This is a genomic window from Pseudomonas sp. TUM25319, from assembly GCF_056388475.1.
This window is the reverse complement of sequence record NZ_CM150751.1, coordinates 3,719,072-3,737,366: the sequence shown is the minus strand read 5'-3', so window position 1 is coordinate 3,737,366 and position 18,295 is coordinate 3,719,072. Positions and strand designations below refer to the sequence as shown.

At 66.5% G+C, this 18,295-nt stretch carries 14 protein-coding genes; 1 reads left to right on the top strand and 13 read right to left on the bottom strand.

The window, feature by feature from the left end; translation table 11 throughout:
- Nucleotides 1-8 precede the first annotated feature (8 nt).
- The 10 genes from AC05QJ_RS17430 to AC05QJ_RS17385 form a co-directional block, all read right to left on the bottom strand.
- The gene (locus tag AC05QJ_RS17430) at nucleotides 9-842 is read right to left on the bottom strand and encodes an SDR family NAD(P)-dependent oxidoreductase (protein WP_476742539.1); all 834 of its coding nucleotides are present in this window, start codon (nucleotides 840-842) and stop codon (nucleotides 9-11) included.
- Nucleotides 843-852: 10 nt separating this feature from the next.
- On the bottom strand, nucleotides 853-1,620 hold the full coding sequence (locus tag AC05QJ_RS17425; RefSeq protein WP_476742538.1) for an SDR family oxidoreductase: 768 nt from the start codon (nucleotides 1,618-1,620) through the stop codon (nucleotides 853-855).
- Nucleotides 1,621-1,961: 341 nt separating this feature from the next.
- Nucleotides 1,962-3,191, bottom strand: coding sequence for a helix-turn-helix transcriptional regulator (locus AC05QJ_RS17420; protein ID WP_476742537.1), 1,230 nt, complete (start codon nucleotides 3,189-3,191; stop codon nucleotides 1,962-1,964).
- Between the two features lie 194 nt (nucleotides 3,192-3,385).
- On the bottom strand, nucleotides 3,386-5,809 hold the full coding sequence (locus tag AC05QJ_RS17415) for an efflux RND transporter permease subunit (RefSeq protein WP_476742536.1): 2,424 nt from the start codon (nucleotides 5,807-5,809) through the stop codon (nucleotides 3,386-3,388).
- 150 nt (nucleotides 5,810-5,959) lie between these two features.
- Nucleotides 5,960-6,907, bottom strand: a complete 948-nt coding sequence (locus AC05QJ_RS17410; RefSeq protein WP_476742535.1) for a bifunctional OB-fold nucleic acid binding domain-containing protein/MaoC family dehydratase — start codon at nucleotides 6,905-6,907, stop codon at nucleotides 5,960-5,962.
- Between the two features lie 4 nt (nucleotides 6,908-6,911).
- A complete protein-coding gene (locus AC05QJ_RS17405; protein ID WP_476742534.1) occupies nucleotides 6,912-8,123 on the bottom strand; it encodes a thiolase family protein in 1,212 nt (403 codons plus the stop codon).
- Nucleotides 8,124-8,202: 79 nt separating this feature from the next.
- A complete protein-coding gene (locus AC05QJ_RS17400) occupies nucleotides 8,203-9,870 on the bottom strand; it encodes a DUF1302 domain-containing protein (protein ID WP_476742533.1) in 1,668 nt (555 codons plus the stop codon).
- Between the two features lie 49 nt (nucleotides 9,871-9,919).
- A complete protein-coding gene (locus AC05QJ_RS17395) occupies nucleotides 9,920-11,005 on the bottom strand; it encodes an MBL fold metallo-hydrolase (protein ID WP_476742532.1) in 1,086 nt (361 codons plus the stop codon).
- Nucleotides 10,998-12,848, bottom strand: a complete 1,851-nt coding sequence (locus AC05QJ_RS17390; RefSeq protein ID WP_476742531.1) for a long-chain-acyl-CoA synthetase — start codon at nucleotides 12,846-12,848, stop codon at nucleotides 10,998-11,000. Before AC05QJ_RS17390 ends, AC05QJ_RS17395 begins: the two co-directional genes overlap by 8 nt.
- Entirely contained in the window at nucleotides 12,845-13,927 is a 1,083-nt protein-coding gene (locus tag AC05QJ_RS17385) for an alkene reductase (protein ID WP_476742530.1), read from the bottom strand. Before AC05QJ_RS17385 ends, AC05QJ_RS17390 begins: the two co-directional genes overlap by 4 nt.
- 238 nt (nucleotides 13,928-14,165) lie before the next feature.
- Here AC05QJ_RS17385 and AC05QJ_RS17380 point away from each other — a divergent pair, with 238 nt between their 5' ends.
- Nucleotides 14,166-15,497 carry a spinster family MFS transporter gene (locus AC05QJ_RS17380; protein WP_476742529.1) on the top strand — a complete coding sequence of 444 codons (1,332 nt, stop codon included), beginning with the start codon at nucleotides 14,166-14,168 and terminating at the stop codon, nucleotides 15,495-15,497.
- Between the two features lie 78 nt (nucleotides 15,498-15,575).
- Here AC05QJ_RS17380 and AC05QJ_RS17375 read toward each other — a convergent pair whose 3' ends face one another.
- From AC05QJ_RS17375 to AC05QJ_RS17365, 3 genes are all read right to left on the bottom strand, one after another.
- Nucleotides 15,576-16,520, bottom strand: a complete 945-nt coding sequence (locus AC05QJ_RS17375; RefSeq protein ID WP_476742528.1) for a peptidylprolyl isomerase — start codon at nucleotides 16,518-16,520, stop codon at nucleotides 15,576-15,578.
- The gene (locus AC05QJ_RS17370) at nucleotides 16,517-16,975 is read right to left on the bottom strand and encodes a YbjN domain-containing protein (RefSeq protein ID WP_476742527.1); all 459 of its coding nucleotides are present in this window, start codon (nucleotides 16,973-16,975) and stop codon (nucleotides 16,517-16,519) included. The genes AC05QJ_RS17375 and AC05QJ_RS17370 overlap by 4 nt, the downstream gene beginning before the upstream one ends.
- A gap of 97 nt (nucleotides 16,976-17,072) precedes the next feature.
- On the bottom strand, nucleotides 17,073-18,281 hold the full coding sequence (locus AC05QJ_RS17365) for an EAL domain-containing response regulator (RefSeq protein ID WP_476742526.1): 1,209 nt from the start codon (nucleotides 18,279-18,281) through the stop codon (nucleotides 17,073-17,075).
- Between the last annotated feature and the right edge of the window lie 14 nt (nucleotides 18,282-18,295).

The following is an 18,295-nucleotide window of genomic DNA, read 5'->3' as shown; positions in this document are numbered from 1 at the left end:
CTGAATCATCATCGCCAGTCGGGCACCACCGACTGGTCCAGCGCGAAAGGCTGCGCGGCAATGGTCTGGCGCTGATAGGCCGGGGCACGCGGATCGGTGGCCAACCACAGCATCACCGCCGCCGGCACCTCGGGTGGTGCGCTGCCGGCACGCAGGGCGATCAGGCCCTTGTCGCCGATGGTGGCTTTGAGCGCGTCGGTGGTGACTACGCCGGGGTTAAGGGTGTAGGCACACACACCGGCGTCGCCCAGTTCCACCGCGACAATCCCCGACAACCGCGACACCGCCGCCTTGCCCGCGCCGTAGGCGTAGCCCCAACCACCCTTGCCCGCTGCCACCGGCGGATCGCTCTCGCCGGCACCGGAGGTGACGTTGATCACCACGCCGCCGCCCCGCTCGGCCATTACCTGGGCCACCGCACGGGTCAGCAGGAACGGGGTGAGGATGTAGCCCTTGAACATGCGCTCAAGGGTGTCAGCCTGCAGTTCCATGAACCCGGCATTGAGATCACTGCCCTGATAGATGGCGTTGTTGATCAGCACGTCGATACGCCCGAATTCGGCCAGCACGGTCCTGCAGGCCGCCAGGGCCGAATCGCTGTCGAGCAGGTCCATGGGCACCACCAGCGCTTTGCGCCCCAGGGCGCGGATGGCGTCGGCGGTGCCGTTGAGGCTGCCTGGCAGCGGCGCGCCGCTGGCATCGCGCAGGGCATGGGGATGCTGCTCGCCTTCGTCGAGGGTACGGGCGCTGATGGCGACATCGAAACCCGCCCCGGCGAAGGCCAGCGCTGCCGCGCGGCCAATGCCGCGGCTGGCGCCGGTGATGAATGCGACCTTGCTCATGCTGCGCTCCTCAGACCCGTTGCGGGCGGACCATGGCGTCCATGCCGCCGTCGATGTACATCACCCCGCCATGGATGAACCCGGCGCGCTCCGATTGCAGGAAGGCGATCAGTTCGGCGATTTCCTCGGGATGGCCGTTGCGCCCCAGCGGCGCGACGAAGTCGCGCACGGCCTGGCCAAACCGCGGGTCGTTGCGCGAGGCATCGTGCAACGGTGTTTCCACCGCACCGGGGGCGACCACGTTGAGGCGGATGCCCTGGCGCCCCCAGGCCGAGGCCAGGCGTCGGGAATGATGGGTGATGGCGTACTTGGAACAGGCGTAGGCCACCTGTGGCTCGCCCAGTTCGTTGGCGATGGCCACGGCCCGGGCTTCGTCGCCGTCGAGCATGGCCTGGGTCATGGGCTCCTGTTCACTGCCGGGGCGGATCGCCGCTACCGAGCCGATCACCAGGGCGGCAGGGTTATTGCCCTTGGCCAGGGCGGGCTCGAGCCCGGCGAGCAACTGGCTGACGCCGAAGTGGTTGATGGCGACGATCAGGCCGCAATTGGGCGCGGTGACACCGACGCCGGCGCAGCAGACCAGGCCGTCGAGCACGCCGTCGCTGAGTTCCAGGGTGCGGGCGATGGCAGCGGCGCGGCCGTCGGCGGTGGACAGGTCGGCAGTGACGTCGGCGTTCTGCCGGTCGATGCCGATGACGGTGTGGCCAGCGGCACGCAGCGCACGGGCGACGGCGGCGCCGATGCCGGAGGCTGAACCGGTGATGGCGGTGGTGGGCATGATGAGTATTCCTGCGATTTTTTGGGGAAGTTATCGCTGGCAAGGGCATCCATGGATCTCGCAGACAAGCACAGAACCCTGGTGGGAGCGGCTTCAGCCGCGATTGGCCGCACAGCGGCCATAAAGCCTGTAATCCCGGTATTCCAGCAGAATCGCGGATTCAGGTTCTACGACGGCTGCGCCGCCGATCGCGGCTGAAGCCGCTCCCACAAGGGTTGCAAGTGCTCTATCCCTTTGCACCTGGTTGCGAAATGCGTAGATACCCATGCAGTGATGGGCTGCACAGCCATTCCACTATCAACGCTCGGAACGACCGGAGCATCGTCCGAGCAGACTAAGATCTAGGCCCGCCGCGCCACCGCCAGTTGCGGCGGCGGCACTTTCAGCTTGCCGACGCTCTTGAGCGGCATCTTCGGCTTGCCCAGCGCCACCACGCTGTTGAGCAGGATGCGCACCAGTTCGGTCTGCCGGCGCACGCCGGTCTTGGAGAAGATCGAGCGCAGGTGCGCCCGCGCCGTGTTGCGGCGGATGTTCAGCTCTTCCGCCGCCTCTTCCAGCGACAGGCCGTTGGCCAGTTCCATCGCCAGTGCGGTCTCGGCCTTGGTCAGGTTGAACAATTGCTTGGTCACCAGCTCGCTGGCCAGCGACTTGCTCGCCGCGTCGCGGATGTACACCAGCGCCGCCGGCTTGCCCTTCTCTTCCGCCCAGTCCAGCGACGGGATGGGTTCGACCACCAAACCGAGGTTGACCTGCCCGGACGGCCGGGTCACCGACATGGCCTCGGCGCTCTTCGGCGCATCCGGCGAGAATGCCGCGCGAATCAGGCGCTGCAGCTCGCGGTTGTCGCTCGGGTAGGTGGCTTCCAGACGACCGCCCACCAGCTTCAGGCCGTCGGCCTGGGACAGCAGGTCCTGGGCCACCGGGTTGACCCGCAGCACGCTGCCGCTCTCGTCCAGTACCAGGGTCGCCACCGACAGGCGGCTGATGGCCTGGGAATACAGCTCGCTGAGGGATTCGCTGCGGTCCAGCAGGTTGTGCACCTGCATGGCCCGGCGCAGGTGCGGCAGCAAGGTAGCGCACAGGGCACGGTCATCGCGGGAGAAGGCCGGCGCCCGCTTGGGCCGGGTCACGCGGAAACGCAGCTTGCCGCCGTCGGGGGTGGAGATGTCCACGCCCATGACATGGAATACGTCCTGGGGGCCGCAGAACATCTTGAAGTAGGCGCTGCGCTCCCACTCGGTGGCGCTGAGCACATCGTCGACGGTGAACACGTAGTCGGCAGGCAGGTTGGTGAACGGGGTCTGGGTTTGTGGGTAGGCCATGTAGCTGACTTCGCCGGCGCCTTCGATGTCGCCGACGATAATCATCACGCCCATGTCGGGCTGGTCTGGCACCCGCAGGATCAGGGTCACGTAGTTGGCGGCGTAGAGGTCGCGCAGGCTGGTCAGGGCGCGGGCCATGAGCTTGGGGTCCATGGCGCCGTCGTAGACTTCGCCGACAAGCCGGTCATAGCCGGCCAGGTCGAGTCCGAAGCTGCTCAGGGCATCGAGGGTCAATACCGGATTTTCCACAGTCGTTTCCTCGCTCGGGTAAGGCGGTGCCTTCCCTTGTTATTTTTATAATTTCGGCTCGGGGCAATGGGGCCGCCCCGTTGACAGTGCACATCGCAAGGTGGCGTCGTTTTTCTCTGCAGGAAAAATCGGCGCCGCCACAGTCTCGCTATCTCCCGCAGCGCCCACAATAGGGCGCTCGCTTATATTTTTGGTTACCGGATGTGTGGTGCTGCCGGCTGTTTCTTCAGGCGGAATTCGCCGCGCAGCACTTCCACCGACTGCGCCTCGCGCTGCACCAGCGGCCGCCCGCGGTTGAACCAGGCCGCCAGCGCCGGCAGCAGGAAGATCGCCCCCAGCACATTGACCAGGAACATGAACGACAGCAGCACGCCCATGTCGGCCTGGAACTTCAGCGGCGCGAAGGCCCAGGTGCAGACACCGATGGACATGGTCAGCGCGGTGAACACCGCCGCCGTACCGCGCTGGCACATGGCCTGGTAGAAGGCCTCGCGCAGGTCGGCACCGGCGGACATCTCGTGCTGGATGCGTTCGTACAGGTAGATGCCGTAGTCCACGCCGACACCGACCCCCAGGGCCATCACCGGCAAGGTCGCGACTTTCAGGCCGATACCGAGCATGGCCATCAGCGCGTTGCACAGGATCGCCACGATCGCCAGCGGCACCAGGATGCACAGCACTGCCCGCATCGAGAGGAAGGTCAGCCAGCAGAACAGCGCCACCGAGCCGAACAGCGCCGCCAGCATGATCACCTCGGCGCGCTTGACCGCCTCGTTGGAGGCCGCCATCACCCCGACGTTGCCGCCGGCCAGGAGGAATTCCACCCGTGGCGTGGCCACCTCGGAGATGATCCGTTTTGCCTCGTTGACCGCGTGGCTGATGGTGGCGCCTTCGTGGTCGGCAAGGAACACCAGGATCTGCATCTGCTGACAGCCATCGGTGACCAGGCCGTCGTCCGGCATGTAGGCGCGGGCGCCCTGGCTCAGACCACGGGACGAGCCGGGAATCGCCGCCCAGCGCGGGTTGCCTTCGTTATTGCCGGCGATCACCCGCTTACCCATGCCCGCCACGCTCTGCACCGACTGCACGCCCTTGACCGCGCGCATGCGGAAGTCGAAACCTTCCACCGCACGCATCACCTCGGGGTTGAGGCAGCCTTCTTCGACATCGTGGGCCTGGACGAACACCGACAGCACGTCGAGGCCGATGGAGTAGCTGCCGATGATCCGGGCGTTGTCCTGGTTGTAGCGCGAATCGGCGCGCAGCTCGGGCGCACCGGCGCCGATATCGCCCACCGCCAGCTCCCGGGCCTTCCAGACCCCGGCGGCGAGCAACAGCAGGCTCAGGCCGAATACCGCCAGCGCCGGGCCTGGTTCGGCCAGCGCCGACAGCCGCCACCACAGGCGATGGCGGGCCTGGCTGCTGGCTTGCTCCTTGCGCAGCAGGCCACGCTCCAGCGGTAGCCAGGAAATGATGATCGGCAGCATCAGCTTGTTGGTGACGATCATCAGCATCACACCGATGCAGGCGGTCACTCCCAGCTCGTGGACGATGGGAATGTCGATCAGCATGATTACGGCGAAACCCAGGGCGTTCATCAGCAGCGCCAGGGAACCGGGAATGAAGATCTTGCAGAACGCCGTGCGCGCCGCCTGCAGGGAGGTGGCACCGGCCACCACGTCCTGTTTCCAGGCGTTGGTCATCTGCACGGCGTGGGACACGCCGATGGAGAAAATCAGGAATGGCACCAGGATCGACATCGGGTCGATGCCCAGCCCCAGCAGCGGCAACAGGCCCAGCAGCCAGACCACCGGCAACAGCGCCACCGCCAGCGCCACCAGGGTCAGGCGCAGGGAGCGGGAGTACAGCCACAGCAGCAGGCCGGTGATGACGAAGGCGATGGCGAAGAAGCCGATCACCGTAGTCAGCCCTTCCACCACGTCGCCCACCAGCTTGGCGAAGCCGACGATGTTGATCTCGATCTTGTCGCTGGAATACTTCTGGCGGATCTCTTCCAGCCCCTGGGCGATCTGGTTGTAGTCCACCGGCTTGCCGGTGCGCGGATCGAGGTCCTGCAGGTCGGCGCGGACCATGGCCGAGCGCAGGTCGTTGGCGACCAGCCGGCCGATCTGCCCGGAGGCGGCGGCGTTGCTGCGGACCTGGGCCAGGTCCTCCGGGGTGCCGGCGAAGCGCGGCGGCACCACCACGTCACCGTAGAAGCCTTCCTCGGTGATCTCGATGTAGCGCACGTTGGCGGTGAACAGCGAGGTCACGCTGGGCCGGCTGACACCGCTGATGAAGAACACATCGTCGGTGACCTTGCGCAGGGTATCGAGGAACTCGGGGTTGTAGATGTCACCCTCGCCCTTCCAGCGCACGCTGACCAGCAGACGGTTGGCGCCGGTGAAGTACTGGCTGAACTTGAGGAAGTTGACCATGAAGGCGTGGCGCACCGGGATCTGCTTGTTGAAGCCCGGGTCCAGTTGCGTGTTGAGGGCGCTGTAGCCCAGCCCGAGGCTGAGCAGCACGAACAGTGCCAGCAGCCCTTTGCGCCAGGCCATCAGCCAGTCGGCGATGACCTCGACGCAGTGCGTCACCCATTGCTTGACCTGATTCATCGCTGCACGCTGCTCCCTGATCCGGTGTTCTTGTTTCAGGGGATAGTCAGGGGTGGCAGGGTTCGGGGCATCGTCCAAATGGCTTATGAAATCAGCGCGGTGTTGCCGGCGCCCATAACCGTGGGAGCCGGCTTGCCGGCGATGAGGCCATCAGCCGCGATACAGAATCACCAGGTCATTGATCACCGACGGCCGCTCCTGACCCAGCACATGGGTGTTGATCTCCAGGGTCAACTGCGTCCCGCGCCCCAGCAGTTCCACGCTCTTGACCCGCGCCCGCGCATGGATCCGCGAGCCCGCCGGCACCGGCGCCGGGAAGCGCAGGCGGTCGGAGCCGTAGTTGATCTGGGTGGAGAAGCCAGTGATCTCGAAGCCCAGTGCCAGCTTCATTCGCGACTGCAGCACCTGGACCAGCGCACCGTGGGCGATGGTGCCGCCGAACGGGCTCTGCAGGCGCGCCCGCTCCGGATCGGTGTGAATCCAGTAATCGTCGCCCGATAGCTGGGCGAAGGCATCGATCAGCGCCTGGTCGACCGTGACGACATTGCTCCAGTCGCTGAACTGGTCGCTGACCAGCCCCTGCAACGCCGCAGCGTCGTTGAAGTCGATCGTGCGTACCGGCACTGCGTCTTCGACCGGCTGCGGCTCAGGCTCAAGCCCCGGCAGCGGTTCCAGCGTGGCGACGTCCTGCTCCAGCCCGGTAAAGCGCAGCAGCCGATTGCCCTTGGCGTCCGCCTCGGCAAACACCGGTTTCAGGCGCATGCCAATACGGATGTCGTCCTCGTTCAGGCCTACCAGTGTGGTGTTGATGCGAACACCTTCGGCCAGTTCCACCACCGCCAGCTTCTGCGGCATCTCGTCGGCGAAGTCCGACAGGGTCGGAATCCGCGCCACGGTGTAGGTGTACAGCGTCGCCGTGCCGTCCACCTCACGCCAGCTCAGGGCCTGCCCCAGGCACGCCGGGCAGTGCCGGCGCGGGTAGAACAGCCACTGCGAACAGGCGTCACACTGCTGGATCAGCAGCCGGCGGGCCTTGAGCCCTTCCCAGAATGGCGCGGAGATCTCCGTGGCAACGGGCATCGGTTTGTTGTTGGACATGCTCTTATGCTCCCTGAAGAATCAATGCGCCCTGCTCGCTCATCACGCCGCCGGTGCCGGAGACGTAGACGGTGTCGCAGCCCTTGAGCTGACGTTCCCCGGCGCTGCCGGCAAGCTGCGTCACCGCCTCGATCACCTGGGACATGCCGCCCGCTGCGCCTGCCTGGCCGAAGCTGAGCTGACCGCCGTGGGTGTTCATCGGAAAGTCGCCGCGGTAGGTCAGGTCGTGCTCGCGGACGAAGGCCATGCCCTCGCCCTTGGCGCAGAAACCGGCGTCTTCCAGGGTGAGCAGCGCGGTGATGGTGTAGCAGTCATAGATCTGCGCGGCGTCGACGTCGGCCGGCTTGAGCCCGGCCATGGCGAAGGCCCGCTGCGAAGCCGGGCCGATCGGCGTGTGGATCATGTCCTGGGCGTAGGATGGCGACTTGAAGGCCAGATGCTCGCCAAAACCGGTGACGAAGGCCGGCCGCTTGCGCGCCCGCGCTGCCACTTCCTTCGAGGCGATGATCATCGCCGCGCCGCCGGCCACCGGCATGACGATTTCCAGCACATGCAGCGGGTCGGCCACCATGCGGCTGCCCAGCACCTGCTCGACGCTCAGCGGCTGGCCGAAGAACATCGCCTCCGGGTTGGCCAGGGCGTTGGTGCGCTGATCCACGGCGATCTTGGCCAGCGCCACCGGATCGTAGCCATACTGCGCGGCGTAACGCTGGGCGATCATCGCGTAGCCGGTGTTCTGGCCCATGTGGCCGTAAGGCAGGTCGAACTCCGCTTCCGGTGCACCGAACGCGGTGCTATGGCCACCGAAGCGCATGGCCCGGGCCATCCAGCTTGGGTCTTCATCCGGGCCGAAGGGCGCCATACGTGCCGGCAGCACGCACAGCACCGCCTGGCACAGGCCCAGTTCGATGGCGGCGGCCGCACGCCAGACCATGCCCACCGAGGTGCAGCCGCCCAGGTCCACCACTTCGGCGAAATTCAGACGCAGGCCCAGGTACTCGGCGGCCATGGCCGGGACGAACACCGAGGCTTCGTGGAAGTGCGGGCCGTTGATCACCAGCCCATCGAGGTCCTCGGCCTTGAGTCCGGCGTCACGCAGGGCGCGGGCGGCAAGATCGGCGACCTGCTCCAGGTGGAACATCTTCGGCGCCGTGGCGTACTTTTCCGGTTTGTATTGCGCGGTGCCAACAATGGCCGCATGCCCTTTCAGGCCCATGATTTCTCCCCGTCCGGGCCTGTGGCCCGGTTGTCATAGCGATGGAAGCCCCGGACCTGCGGCCCGGGGCAGGTGCAGGTTAGAAGCTGTATTTCATCGAGAAGGTGGCGTAGTCGCGGTCGGCGAAGGGCCGCTTGACCGGGTCCGCCGAGCCCAGGTAGCCGGTGTAGTTGAGGCCGACTTCGAGGTTGCCCAGGTATTTCCAGGTGGTGCCCACGCTCAGGCGTCGGTCGCCCTGCACCCCGGAGATGCTGCCGGCCATGGGTGTCGAGCCGCTGAACACGTTGGAGAAGCGCACTGGCACCTCCAGATCCCAGCCCTGGAAAACCCCCGGATAACTGAACGATGCGCCCAGGGTGTAGGCGCTGGCGTCGCGGCTGCGCCAGGCCGAGGCGGTCTTGTAGGTGTAGTCATCGGATTCTCCGACCATGCCGCTCAGGGACGGCAGCAGGTTCACGCCTTGCAGGTTGGGCGCCGCGGAGGTGCCCTCGACGCTGTCGGCGCGCACATGGATGATTTCGCCGGTCAGGGTGGTCTGGCTGGCCCATGGCCGGTCGCCCAGCACGCGCATGGCCGAGAGCTGCATCTGCTGGCCCTTGCCCCGCGCCGGTACCGGACCGAGGCCGGTATTGACCATGATCGGCGCGCCATCGCGGTACGACCACTCGGCACCGACCTGCACTTCGCCCAGCTTGGTCGAGGCGCTGATGCCGGTGAGCTTGATGTCTTCGAAGTACTTGACCTTGTAGCCGTTGGCGGCGAAGGCATACAGGCCGCCGCCCACCGGAACCGGGTTGTAGCCCACCAGCGCGGTGGCCGGGTTCTTGTCGTGGTAGTTGACGTGGAACAGCGACATCTCGATCGCCGGCACCGGACGGAAGCGCACCTGCACGCCCCACTGGCCGCTGTCGCGAGGTTCGTCGGTGCCGCGGTAGGCGATCTTGTTGGCGCCGCTGTAGATGAACTCGCGGCCCGGGCCGATCACGTCGCTGCTGGACAGGTAGCTGCCCACCGGCGGCAGTTCGGTGCCCTTCCACTCGTACTGGACGTAGGCACCGAAAGTGATCTGCGGGTTGAGGCGGAACGAGGCCGAAACCTGGCCCACCGGCAGCAGCACTTCCTTGACCTCGACACCCGGCTGCGCCGCCTTGACCGCGTCGGACGGGTTCTGCACGCCGTTGACGCCGGGGTAGTACAGGCTCTCGCCCCAGGACTCGATATGCCGCCCGGCCTTGACGTCGAGCATGGTGTCGTTGTCGAAGCGCCAGCCGCCGAACACATAGGCGTCCAGCAAACGGGTGCGGCCGCCGCTGTAGTAGCGGGTGTCGCTGGTGAATTCGTCGTGGTCGCCGCCCTTGTTTACCGTGGCCGGCGAATCGTTGTCGTTGCCCTTGTGGTAGACATCGTCGTAGAAGGTGCTGGCACGCACCACGGCGCCGTAGTTGTCTTTGCGCAGGATCATCTCGCCCAGCGCGCCGATGCGGTTGGTGGTGAGGCTGCCGCGGTCGAAGTTGCGGTTGGCGTCGTCGGCATTGACCCCCATCAGCCGGTCGCTCTGCTTGCCCAGGCGTACGCCGACGCCATAGCTGGTGGTCACCGACCAGTCGATGGTAGCGCCGTTGTCGAACTCGATGGTTTCGCCGGCCAGCGCCGGGGTCGAGGCCAGGGCCATGGCCGCCGCCAGTCCGGACAGCCGCAGCCCGTGCGAGCCAAGGCCATGCGCTTTCTTGTTGTTGTTATCGATCACACTGACTCTCCTGTTGGGCAGCCATGGGGCTGCCGGGATTGACCACCGCTCAGGGCATTTCGAGCGGGTCGGCCGCAGGGCTTTGCGCGACCAGGCGCTGGTAGCGGTACAGACCGCCCTGCTCCTGCCGCGACAGCGACCCTTCGGCCATGAGGTAGTTGGCATGGGCCAACGTTTCGCCCAGCGCCATCAGTTCGTCGAAACGACCGGACAGCTTCGGGAACAATTCGGCCATCAGCTCGAGCGCGCTGCGCGGCGCGTCACAGCAGGCCAGTAGCCGCGCCAGGTGCGCCCGGTGATGGGCGGCCAACTGGTCGAGGCGCGTGTGCAGGTTGAAGAACGGTCGCTCGTGGGCCGGCAGCACCAGCACGTTGTCGGGCAGGTGGCGCAGGTGCTCGATGGACGCCAGCCAGTCCCGCAGCGGGTCGCCGTCCGGCTCGCTGGCATGTACGCCGACGGTGGAGGTGATGCGCGGCAGCACCTGGTCGCCGGAGATCAGCAGCGCGTCCGCCTCGGCGTAGAAGCAAGCGTGTTCCGGCGAATGGCCACGGCCCACCACGACCTGCCAGTCCCGGTTGCCGATGCGCAGGCGATCACCGTCGCGCAATCGCCGGTAGCTGTTGAAATGCAGCGGGCGGAAATGGCCGTTCTGGATGGTCCGGTACATCTCGCCGGCCTGTTCCGGGCTGAAGCCGGCCTTGAGGTAGTAGTCGATGAAGTCCCAGCCCGGCGCGTCGCCCTCCGGCACCTTGACGTAGAGCGATTGGTATTCGCGCTCGGTCATGTACACCGGGCAACGGAAGCGCTCGGCCAGCCAGCCGGCGACCCCGGCATGGTCGGAGTGGAAGTGGGTGCAAAGCACGGCCCGCAGCGGCTGGCCGGCGAACACCCCGGTGAACACCTGCTCCCAGACCTCGAAGGTCTGCTCGGTGTTCATGCCGGTGTCCACCGCCACCCAGGCGTCGCCATCGCGCAGCAGGTAGAGGTTGATGTGGTCGAGGCGAAACGGCAGCGGCATGCGCAACCAGAACACCCCGTCCGCCACTTCGCGCACGTCGCCGCCCGCCGGCGCCTGCGGCCAGGGGTAGCGCAGGCCATCGCGCTGTTCGTGGCCGTTGCGGTCGAGGTCAGTCATGGCCAGCGACCACGAAGGGGGCCAGTTCCAGGCGCTGCAGCAGCTCTGCCGAGTAAGGTCGGTAGGTGCCGGCCTGTTCATCGCGCAGGTACAGCGGGTCCTGGCAGGCCTGCGGGCAGTAGCCCTGGCGCTGCAGATCGACCTTGCGCAGCTTGAAGGTGGTGGTCAGGTCGGCGGCGGCGCTCACCCGTACGAACAGCGGCGCGGCATAGCGCGGCAGGCGCTCCTGGGTCAGGGCGTACAGCGCGTCGGCATCGAACGCCTGGCCCGGCTGCATCAGCACCGCAGCCATGCCGGCGCGGCCTTCGTGGCCGGGCACCTGCACGCCATAGATATTGATCAGTTCCAGGCCTGGCAGATCGCCGAGGGCATCGGCCACTTCCTGGGTCGAGACGTTCTCGCTCTTCCAGCGGAAGGTATCGCCGATCCGGTCGACGAAGTAGCAGTAGCCATCGGCGTCCTGGCGCAGCAGGTCGCCCGAGCTCCACCAGGCGTCGCCGGCGCTGAGCACGTTGCGGCGGATCTTGCTCTCGGTGGCCGCCGCGGTGGTGTAGCCCTCGAAACGACCGCCGCCGATTTCCGGATGGTCGACGATAAAGGCCATGGCTTCGCCCACCTCGCCCACGTCGCAGACCTGGTAGAAACCGTTCTCGTCCCGTGGATGGCAGTCGTTTTCCACGTCGTAGCGGATCAGCCGCAGGTTGGTACGGCTCCAGTCGGGAATGCGTCCGCAGGAACCGACGAAGTTGTCGACGTTGATCAGCGCGGTGTTGGCCTCTGTGGCGCCCCAGCCTTCGAACACCCGCACCTGGCCAAAGCGCTCGATCCAGCGCTGCCACGACTCTGGCGTAAGGCCGGCGCCAAGCATGCAGCGCAGGTTATGGTCGCGTTCGCCGGGCTGCTCGGGACGGTTGAGCAGGTAGCGGCAGATTTCGCCGATGTACTGGAACACGGTGATGCGGTGGCGATTCACATCGCGCCAGAACTCGCTGACGCTGAACTTGCGCCGCACCACGATGCTGGCACCGGCGCGCAGCGCGGTGGAGGTCACCGAAGTGGCGGCGGCGCCGTGATAGAGCGGCAGACAGCAATAGAAGACGTCTTCGCAGGTGACGTCGAGGGTGATTTCCATCACGTCCCCCGAAGACATCCAGCGCATGTGGCTGTAGCGCGCCGCCTTGGGCAGACCCGTGGTGCCGGAGGTGAAGATCAGCAGGGTCGCGGCCTCGGCTTTCACCTCGGCGCGGATATACCGCGGGAAGGCCGTGCGCGGCGCGCTGTCCAGGCGGGTGGCGAACTGGCGGTCGATGAAACCGGGGATATCACCGGCCCAAGGCACCTCGTCATCGCCCACCAGCCAGTAGGCCAATGGCGGCAGACCATCGGTGGCGAGCACGTTGCCCAGGCATTCCTCGCCGATCACCAGCGCCTTCGCCGCAGTGGTCTGCAGGGCGTGCAGCAGCGGTTTGCCGTTGACCTGGGTGTTGATGAAGGCCACCACCACGCCCAGTTTGACCAGGCCGAACCAGGTGCAGAAGAACGCCGGACGGTTCTCCATGACCATGGCGCACACATCGCCGGCGCGCAGCCCCTTGGCATAGAAGGTGTGGGCCATCTGGTTGGCGCGGGCGTCCACTTCGGCGTAGCTGAGGGACTGCTCGCCGTAGATCAGGAACGGCCGTTCGGCGAAGCGTCGGGCCTGTTGCTCCAGGCGGTCGGCCAGGGTGTAGCGGTCGGCCGGCTTGATCTGCCCGGCGGCGACAGCGCGGCGGTCGAGGATGGCCTGGGTCTGCTCGCGGGGCACCACGGTAGCGGTCCGCTGGGCGGTCGGTGCGAGGGTCATTGCGCCACCTCCGCCGGCTGGCGGCAAGACGGGTAATCGGTATAGCCACGGGGGCCGGCGGTGTAGAGGGTCTTGCGGTCGAAGCCGGCCAGCGGCTGGCCATGGCGCAGGCGCTGGACCAGGTCCGGATTGCCAATGAAATGCCGGCCGAAAGACACGGCCACGCCCTCTCCTGCTTCAAGCGCGGCACGGGCCGAGTCGCCATCGAAGCCGTCGTTGAGCACCAGTTTGTGTCCGCCGTGCTCGCGGGCCAGGGCGAAGGCGTCGAGGTCACCCAGCGGCGAACGCATGACGTGCAGGTAGGCCAGGCCCTGGTTCGCCACGGCCTGGCACAGGGCGATGGCGGTCTGCGCCGGGTCGTCGTCGTGGATGTCGTTATAGGGGTTGCCGGGGCAGAACCGCAGGCCCACGCGTCCGGCACCGATGGCCTCGGCCATGGCCTGTACCGTCTCGGCCACGAACCGGGCGCGGTTCTGTGCGCTGCCGCCGTAGGCGTCGTCACGCTGGTTGCTGCCCGACGCGAGGAACTGCATCGGCAGGTAGCCGCTGGTGCAGTGCAGCTCGACGCCGTCGAAACCGGCTTCACGGGCATTGAGCGCGGCCTGGCGATAGTCGCCGATGACCGCGGCGATGCCGTCCAGGCTCAGGGCCTCGGGCTGCTCGGTGTCGGCCATGCCCACCGCGTCGGTGAACACCTGGGTGCGGGCGCGGATTGCCGAGGGCGCCACGGTGGCGGCGCCGGCCGGTTTGTTGTGGCGACTGGCAGCGCGGCCGACATGCATCAGTTGCAGGACGATGCGCCCGCCTTCGCCATGTACGGCGTCGGTCACCTGGCGCCAGGCGGCGATCTGCCCGGCCTCGTAGATCGCCGGCGTGCGGCAATAGCCCAGGCCGCTGGCCGAGGGCGCGGTGCCTTCGGCAACGATCAGCCCGGCACTGGCGCGCTGCCGGTAATAATCGACCATCTCGCGGGTGGGGACGCCCCGCGAATCGGCGCGGCTGCGGGTCATCGGGGCCATGACGATACGGTTGGCCAGTTGCAGGTCGCCCAGGCGCACCGGCTCGAACAAGATGCTCATGTCAGCTCCTTACCTTCTTGTTGTGCCCGGGCTGACAGGCAGTGCCGCAACCCCGGATATGGGCTGCATGATTGACTTGCGACGGGGCTGAAACATCGTCCGACAAGACTAGTTTTGCGCCTTGGGGTATCGTCGCCAGCGCCTTGGAACAGGCGATAAAAATGGTCTGAACGGACGATGAAAGCGCTGCCCGATGCGCCGACGATCGAGCCCATACAACAAGAACCGGAGCGACCCCGTGAACCCTTCCAGCCCCGTCACCTGGCGCACGCACTACGCGCTTCTGGTGCTCGCCTGCATCTATGTCTTCAACTACATCGACCGCCAGTTGATGGCGATCCTGATCGAGCCGGTGAAACTCGAATTCGGCATCTCCGACACCGGCATCGGCCTGCTCTCGGGAGTGACCTTCGCGGTGTTCTACACGGTGTTCGGCCTGCCGCTGGGGCGGCTGTCGGACCGCATCGGGCGCAAACCGGTGATTGCCTTCAGTTGCATGGCCTGGAGCCTGATGACCATGCTCTGCGGCCTGGCCGGCAACTTCCTGACCCTGGTGCTGGCGCGGATCGGCGTGGCGGTGGGCGAAGCCGGCGGCACGGCGCCGTCGGTGGCGATGGTGTCCGACCTGTACCCGGCCAACCGGCGCTCGACGGCGTTATCGGTGCTGATGCTGGGATCCAGCCTGGGCGCCATCGTCGGCCTCGGTCTCGGCGGCTGGATCGCCCAGCACTATGGCTGGCGCCATGCATTCCTGCTGATTGGCGCGCCGGGGATTCTGCTCGGGCTGGTCCTGCTGCTCACCGTTCGCGCGCCCAGGCCGCAGGTGGCGCCCCGGGAGACCGGCGCCGCCGCCAGGGAAGGCTGGCTGGAAACCCTGGTGGAGCTGCTGCGCATGCCCTCCTTCATCTGGCTGGTACTGACCGGCGGCTCGGCGGCCATCGCCGGCTATGCCATCGGCACCTGGAGCCCCAGCTTCCTGATCCGTTCCCATGGCCTGAACCTGCAGGAAGCGGGTTTCCTGGTGGGCGTGGTGGGCGGCACCGGCTCGACCATTGGCACGCTGGTATGCGGCATCCTCACCGACCGCCTGGCGCGGCGCGACGTGGGCTGGCAGATTGGCGTTCCGCTGCTCGGCACCCTGCTGAGCATTCCCTTCGCCCTCGCCTATTTCCTCTGGCCCCAAGGCATCGCCTTCCATATCGGCAGCATTCCGGTGCCCCAGGCGTTCCTGTTCTACAGCGCGTTCGGCTTCTTCGGGGTGTGGTGGGCAACGCCGTGCCTGGGCGCCATCACTCACCTGTTCCCGGCCACGCGACTGGCCCAGGCCACGGCAATCTTCGTCATGTCCATGACCCTGCTCGGGGTCGGGCTGGGGCCGCTGGTGATCGGGGTGTTGAGCGATGTGTTCGTCGGCACGCTCGGCGGTGAATCGTTGCGCTACGCGCTGGCGGCGTCGGTGAGCCTGCTGGTGCTGGCGGCGGCGTTTCTGCTGATGGCGCTGCCGAAGTATCGGCGGCAGATGCGGGCCAAAGACGCGGAGGTGGTGACAGGTGCGGTGGTGGGTGCCTGAGAGACCTGTGGGAGCGAGCTCCCACAGGTCCAGCCAGATCAAATAGTCATGTTTGTTCCATGAGCGCTGGCAGGCAGGTTACTTCTCGGCTTCGATCACCTTGTTCAACACCGCCCCGTCGATACTCAGGGTGGCGCTGTTGAACATGCCTTCGACGTAGGTCTTGGCCGCCTGCTCCTGGCGTTGCGCACGCAGCGCATCGCGCAGTTGCCCGCGAACCTCGTCGAAGGTGGCGACGCGGGCCGGCTGGGCCTCGGTCAGTTTGACGATGTGCAGGCCCAGCGGGCTCTGCAGCGGCTCGCTGACCGCACCGACCTTGAGCTTCGACACGGCGCTGCGCACTTCCGGCAGCAACTGCGCCAGTGGTTGCAGGCCGATGTCGCCGCCACGGCTGGCGCTGCCGGCGTCCTGGGAGTAGGTCTTCGCCAGTTCCGCGAAGTTGCCCCCGGACGCCTGGGCGCGCTTGGCGATGCTCTCGGCCTGCTTGCGCACCGATTCCAGCGCCTGCTCGTCCGGAACGGCCAGGAAGATCTGGCTGACCCGGTACAGCGCCGGCACCTGCAGCGACGCCTTGCCGTTCTCGTAAGCCTGTTTCAGCTCCTGTTCGCCCGGATAATCGTCCGGCACCTGGGTGACGCTGTTCAGGTAGCTGCGCAGAACGATCTGCTCCACCGCTGCACGGGTCTGGGCTTCCACGTCGGGACGCTTCGACCAGCCCTTGGCCTCGGCCTGCTGGTACAGGGCCTTTTCCGCCAGGCGCGCGCGGATCCAGGTTTCCAGGGCCGGACGGTCGTTGCGCAGTTGCTGGCGCGCAGTGGCCGGCAACTGGGCAAACAAGGCCTTGAGTTCTTCAGCGCCGACCTGCTGGTCGCCAAGGCGAGCCAGCGCGGTGCCGCTGTCGGTGGTTTCAGGAACGGTACGGCTGGCCGCTTCCAGATCATCGCCCGGACGCAGTGCCAGGATGACTGCCACGGTCAGCGCAGCCAGCGCTCCGGCGCCGGCCCAGAGGCGGCCACGGCTCACGAAGCGCTTTCCACTGGCTGCTGGGCAGCGGCGGCGTTGCGGCTGTAGTCACGCAGGTAGACCACGAATTCCTGCAGCAGGCGATCCCACAGGACCAGCGAGCCCAGCAGGTGACGTGCGCTGACGCCATCGGCGACCACGACATCCTGTTCCAGAACGAGGAACTCACCTTGCTCCGACAGGCGGGCGAAACGGCGCGAGGCGTTCCAGCGGTTGGCCAGGCCCTCAGGCAGTTCGCCCTGGACGCGCAACGCGCAGCTGTAAGTGAAATCCAGATACTCGCCCTGTTCCTGGGCGGCGTTGCCAAAGCGTACGTTGTAACCGATACCCTGGCTGGCGGTGGCCAGTTGCACAACCTGGTTCTGCTCGATGCGGTTGACGCGGCAGCCGGCGTCTTGCAGCAGCGTGGTCAGGGAGTCGGCGTTTACGGTTTCGATCAGCGCGCTTGCAGTCATGTGTCACCTTCCTTGCGTGGTTGAACCTGAATATGAGGCTCGAATTTGTAGCACATTGCTAGCAGCCGGTACAGTTTCCCCATGATTTGTCAGTGTTTTATCTTTCCGCTCGCCGATTCTGCAGACCGCGCTCGAAACGCTGCAGCAGTTCTTCGCGCTTGAGCAACGGCGCGAAGTAATCGCCTTGGCCGATGCCACAGCCGAGGTCCATCAGAATCAGGTGTTGCCCGGGACTCTCCACGCCCGTGACGGTCGCACTCAGCCCCAGCGTGTCGGCCAGGCTCAGGCAGGCGCGTATCACCGCCCGGTGCCGCGGCTGATGCTCGAGCTCCGCCATGAACTGCCGGGATATCTTGATCTCGCTGAACGGTAGCTGGCACAGGCGCTGGAACGAGCCGCCATCGTCACCGAACTCGCCAAGACACAGGCCGCATCCCTGCATGCGCAGGCGGATCAGGTTTTCCAGGTGCAAGGCCGAGCATGGCTGGCCACCGTTGAAGTTCACTTCGAACCCGATGCCCTGTCCGGCCGAGCGATGAAACTGCATCAGCAACCTGATGCGCCGGCTGAGGCCCCTCGCCCCCAGTTGCGACACCTGCAGGGGAAACGACATGCGCAGCAGCCTTCCGCTCGCAAGCAGCTTGCGTTGCAGCGACAGCCCCTGCTCCAGCAACGCGGCCAGCACGTCATCCAGCAGACCGGTGCGCTGCGCCAGCGGCATGAACAGGTTCGGCGCCAGCACGCCTTTTTCCGGATGGTTCCACTGAGCGATGACATCCACGCCCAGGATCTCGCCGTTGCCCAGGTCGCAGCGTGGCAGATAGCAGGCCTCCAGCTCCTTGTACGACAGTCCCCGGCGGATCTGCGCCTCGTCGATGTCCGAAACCTGCGGCGCAGGACACGCCAGCAGCGGAACCCTGGAGCGCAGGCGACCCAGGGCATCGCGCATGGTTTCCAGGCGCAGGGGTTTGCCGACATCGCCCAGGAAGGCCACGCCGAGCCGGTCGAACAGACGCGTCAGGCAGCGGCGCATCTCCGAGTGCAGGCCGCTGCTGAGCACGACGCCGGCGATGAGCCGGGCCTGCGCGGCGCGGTGGATGAACTCCAGACCGTCCATGCCTTCCATGCGCACGTCGCAGACCACCACGTCCACCGGCCCCACGTGCGCCAGCAGGGCGAGGGCCTCGTTGCCGCCGGAAGCCACCCACACGTCGCGGCACCCCAGATGACCGAGGATTTTCAGGGCGATGGCTCGTTGAAACGACTGGTTTTCCAGGATCAGAACACGCAAAGACTTGGCAGGCACAACCGCTTCCCTCA